This is a genomic window from Mycobacterium sp. (assembly GCF_049278535.1).
GTDB lineage: Bacteria > Actinomycetota > Actinomycetes > Mycobacteriales > Mycobacteriaceae > Mycobacterium.
Genome location: NZ_JBAPMI010000134.1, coordinates 1 through 4,440 on the forward strand (window position 1 = coordinate 1; position 4,440 = coordinate 4,440).

5 protein-coding genes and 1 pseudogene are annotated in these 4,440 nt (G+C 61.4%); all 6 read left to right on the forward strand.

Annotated features, from left to right (window positions below; translation table 11 throughout):
* Positions 1–244: pseudogene (locus tag WAO18_RS08700) on the forward strand (hypothetical protein); the annotation flags it as partial.
* A gap of 274 nt (positions 245–518) precedes the next feature.
* Positions 519–1,328 (forward strand): sulfotransferase family protein, encoded by an 810-nt coding sequence (locus WAO18_RS08705; protein WP_422205580.1) that lies wholly within the window; start codon positions 519–521, stop codon positions 1,326–1,328.
* A gap of 126 nt (positions 1,329–1,454) precedes the next feature.
* On the forward strand, positions 1,455–2,663 hold the full coding sequence (locus WAO18_RS08710) for a class I SAM-dependent methyltransferase (RefSeq protein ID WP_422205582.1): 1,209 nt from the start codon (positions 1,455–1,457) through the stop codon (positions 2,661–2,663).
* 165 nt (positions 2,664–2,828) lie between these two features.
* On the forward strand, positions 2,829–3,380 hold the full coding sequence (locus WAO18_RS08715; RefSeq protein ID WP_422205584.1) for a hypothetical protein: 552 nt from the start codon (positions 2,829–2,831) through the stop codon (positions 3,378–3,380).
* A 166-nt stretch (positions 3,381–3,546) separates the two neighbouring features.
* Positions 3,547–3,939 (forward strand): hypothetical protein, encoded by a 393-nt coding sequence (locus WAO18_RS08720; RefSeq protein ID WP_422205586.1) that lies wholly within the window; start codon positions 3,547–3,549, stop codon positions 3,937–3,939.
* Positions 3,940–4,118: 179 nt separating this feature from the next.
* On the forward strand, positions 4,119–4,440 hold a 322-nt coding region (locus WAO18_RS08725; protein WP_422205588.1), incomplete at its 3' end, for a hypothetical protein.

The following is a 4,440-nucleotide window of genomic DNA, read 5'->3' on the forward strand; positions in this document are numbered from 1 at the left end:
CAGTGCCGGTGGCACCGGCGGCGCGGGTGGCCAGGGCAACGTCGAGGCGGGGCTCAACAGCACCGGCACGGCCGCCGACCATCCGTCCGCGAACGGTGCCACTGCCACCGGCGGCAACGGCGGCACCGACACCGGCGCTGGCCACACGGGCGGCACCGGTGGTGAGGCAGACGTGCTGGCTCAAAACACCGATAACCTCGACGGAACGTCCGTTATCGGTACACCAGGCGGCAACAATCCGTAGACACCTGCGGAAACCGCGGCTCAGGGGCTCCCTGGGCCGCGGTTTGCGCTCGACGCCGTTCGCTGCTGCGCCCGGAACGGCGAAATCCGTTGGACGCAGTATGCAATTCGGGTGCCCGGTCAGGATTCGCGAGGTCTGGCGCGACTAGGAAGTTCGACGTCTCTCGCCTCCCAGTCGGAAACTCTCGCGCCTCAAGTGCCCACTCAGTTAATGTCTTCGGAGATCAATTGCTCGATTCCGCAGTCAACATCACCCGGCCAGATGAGGAGTGCCGATGGCAGCCATCCACTTCATTTCGGGCCTGCCGCGTTCCGGGTCGACGCTGCTGGCCGCGCTGCTGCGACAGAACCCGCGTTTTGAGGCCGGTATGTCGGGTCCGCTGGCCGGGCTGTTCGGTGCCCTGCTGAGCGAGATGAGCGCACGCAACGAGTATTCGATTTTCATCGATGACGCCAAGCGGCAGCGCATCCTGCATGGGTTGTTCGGCAACTTCTACGCCGACAGCACCGCCGAGGTCATCTTTGACACCAACCGGGCCTGGTGCGCGTGGATGCCGGCGATTGCGCGGCTGTTCCCCGACGCGAAAGTGATTGCCTGCGTGCGTGACCTGGCGTGGGTAGTCGACAGCATCGAGCGGTTGGTGCAGCGCAATGTCTTTAGCCCGTCGTCGATCTTCAACTACAGTGCCGGCGGCACGGTCTATACCCGCGCCAATGGTGTGGTTGGGCCCGATGGCATGGTCGGCGCTCCCTACGATGCGCTCAAACAGGCCTGCTACGGCGCGCAAAAGGAGCGCCTGTTGCTGGTGCAATACGAAACCCTGACCACCGACCCGGCCAAGACAATGCACGCCATTTACGCTTTTCTGGGCGAGCCGGCATTCGAGCACGACTTCGACCACATCGACTACGACGTCACCGGATTCGACGAACGTGCCGGTACTCCGGGGCTGCACACCGTGCGCAGTGAGATCAAGGCCGACCCGCGCCCCAGCTTGCTGCCGCCGGACCTGTTCAAGCGATTTGTCAACGACGCCTTTTGGCGCGATCCGCAGAATGTTCCTGAAGGTCTGCAGATCGTGTGAGGTGTCGTCGATCTGGTTGCAATGGTTGTGGCGCCGCAACTGCCCACGGACTCAACGTGTCTCGACTAAACTCCGCCTATTCTGCAGTATGCCTCGGCGGTTCACTCTGAAGGAGTCAGTGCGGACGTGAACGACGATCCGAGTGCCGATGTGGTCACGCGCCAGTACGAGCGCTACAGGTATCCGCAACCGATAGAGGACCTGGAAGTATGGCTGGCCAACAATTGGGAGTGGTTCGACCCCAGCCATGCGCACCGAGTGTTGTGGCCGGACCGCGAATACAAGTCTGATCTTGATGTCTTGATAGCCGGCTGCGGCACGAACCAGGCGGCGGTCTTCGCGTTCATGAACCCCGACGCAAAAGTGGTAGCGGTCGATATCAGTCAGCCGTCGCTGGATCATCAGCAGTACCTCAAAGACAAGCACGGGCTGTACAACCTGGAGTTGCGCCTGCTGCCGATCGAGGAACTTCCTTCGCTGGGCCTAGATTTCGACCTGATCGTGTCGACCGGTGTCCTGCATCACCTGGCCGATCCGCAGGCGGGAATGAATGCCGTGGCGAGTTGTCTGCGACCCGACGGCGCCATGGGTCTGATGCTGTATGCCAAGTACGGCCGAGCCGGACTTGAGTTGTTGCAGTCGTTCTTTCGTGACTTGGGGCTCGGCCAAAACGAATCCTCGATCGCAATGGTGCGCGAGACGCTGTCGTTGCTCTCGGTCGATCACCTGGTGCAGCCCTATCTAAAGCTGGCCCGAAATCTGCAGTCCGATGCGGTTCTGGTGGATACCTTCCTGCATGGTCGCGAGCGTAGCTACACCGTCGATGACTGCATCGACCTGGTTACCAGGGCCGGGCTCGTCTTTCAGGGTTGGTTCAACAAAGCGCCGTATTATCCGCACGATCTGTTCGCGGCGCCCAACAAGGTCTATCCGGCGATTGACGCGCTGCCGGAGCCGGCGTTGTGGTCGGCGAACGAACGTCTCAACACCCTCAACGCCTGTCACTTCTTCATGGCATGTCGTGCAGATCGGCCGAAAGCATCTTACGCGATTGACTTTTCGACGCATGCCTGCCTCGACTACGTCCCCTTGATGCGAATGCGCTGCGGCTTATCCGGCAACGAGATTTACCGATCGGACTGGCGGACAACGCTGAATTCGGCCCAGTTGCCTTTCCTGCAACAGGTCGATGGTCAGCGCACGATTCGAGAAATCGCCGCGTCCGTGCATGGAGAAGCTTCGTCGAGAGGCAGCGTGGCCGACGTGGAGACTTTCGCCCGCAAGCTATTCACGGCGTTGTGGCGCCTGGACTTCCTGGCCGTGGCCATCAACTGATCACCGATCACCGATCACCGATCACCGATCACCGATCACCGATCACCCAATATAACGCCGGCCCTGTACAACATCTGTTGGACGCAACCTGCGGCAGACTCATTGCAGCCAAGGTCATTTCGCAAATGCCCTACCAACAACAACGGTGCGCGATATCCTCGTTGAATGTCTGACAGGCCTCTCCCGGAATCCGCCCCCACCGGAAGCCAGAAGCATGCCTCCTCCGAGGAAGAGTCTTCTTCCAACAAGCCTGTCCCACGCTGGTCAGACCCTTCGCGGCTGCCCGCGTACGTGGCCCTGGCGATCGCGGTGATCGCGGCGGCTCTTGCCGCCCTGGCGTATTTCCACCCGGCACACCACGGTGCCACCCGCTCCCAGCAAGGCGGCGACGCAAAAGTGAACGTGTGCGTCGCCTATGCCGCCGCCCATAAAGCCGTCGTGATCAATACCCACCTGCAAAGCCCAAACCCAGACCTCCAACTCGCTATTGCCGCCAACGCACGTTTGGCCCTGATCGGGGGTGGCACATACCTGCAGGATCGCCTCGACGCGAACACTGCGGCGCCGGCCGATCTCGTCAACGCCGCCACCGCGATGGCCAATACCATCCAACAGCTGGGAATCAATTACCTGACCGACGCCGGGCCTGATATTCAAAATGCAATCCGCAAAGACTTGAACGATCAAATCGCCCAGCTCGACACGTTGTGCGCATAACCGATAGCCGCCAGCCAGTGTTTGACGGAATACGCTGTGGCCGAAGGTTTTTTCTCGCTGACGACTCACTCAATGCCGTTCTCAGCCCCCGAAAATTCATGACAACTCGTTTACGAGCTGGTTCAATCCCAGTACCGCGCACCAGTATTTACGCATACTGGGAAGCGTGAGGATAAGCGGGGCGTTCCTGGCCGAGAAGGTCGATGCGGTAGACAACAAGCTGAATGTAACCGGCGGCGTGATCTCCAACTACAAAGTCGGCCCTGACCGAGTAGCGCAGTTTCACATCGTGGTGTTGACGCAACGAGACGCCGAAAGCAGCGCCGGTGCAGATCGCCTGGTCGTCATAGAGGTCTCGCCACCCAAGGGTGGAGAACCCCTGCATATGCACCGCGAGCTGCCTGCGAACTTAGCGAACGCGGATGTGGGTTTTGCCTGCTTCAAGTTCCGACTTACTTTGAATCTGAATGGTCGCTGGGTCGTCGCGATGAGTGGTCCAGCAGGAGCTGTATCGCTCCCGCTGACGGTGAGCGGTCCATCTCCGCGCAACAACCCCTAGGCACCTCGCGGGGCGAGAACCCGCCCTACTCATTGCATCTGACGAGACCCGGGGGTCGGTCGCTGGCCGTCGCATTCCAGCTTAAGGACGAATTGAATTCGGAGGTTTGGCAACCCTCCCCCGTTTGTGGAACTACGTTTACGGCAACTGATAAAGGCCGCTCGCATGGAGGTAGACCAATGGCTCGAAGCTGTGGCACGCGGAATCGCAGATCGCGCAACGTCAATCCATACCACCTCTTAGGCCTGAGTGCGGCTGCCGGCCTGATCTTGGCTGCGGCGACGACTTCGCTGGCCGCCGCGCCTACCGCCTACACCGCCAGCGGCCCGGCCATGGTCCATCACGGTGGTGACCGCGCCGCAGCCTACGATCCGAGCGGTGATGGCGGCAACGGAGCGCCGGGTGACAACGGCAACGCCGGTACCGGTGGCAAAGGCGGCGCCGGTGGCAAGGGCGGCGCCGGCGGTAACGGTGGCGCGGGCGGGGCCGGGGGCGCGGGCG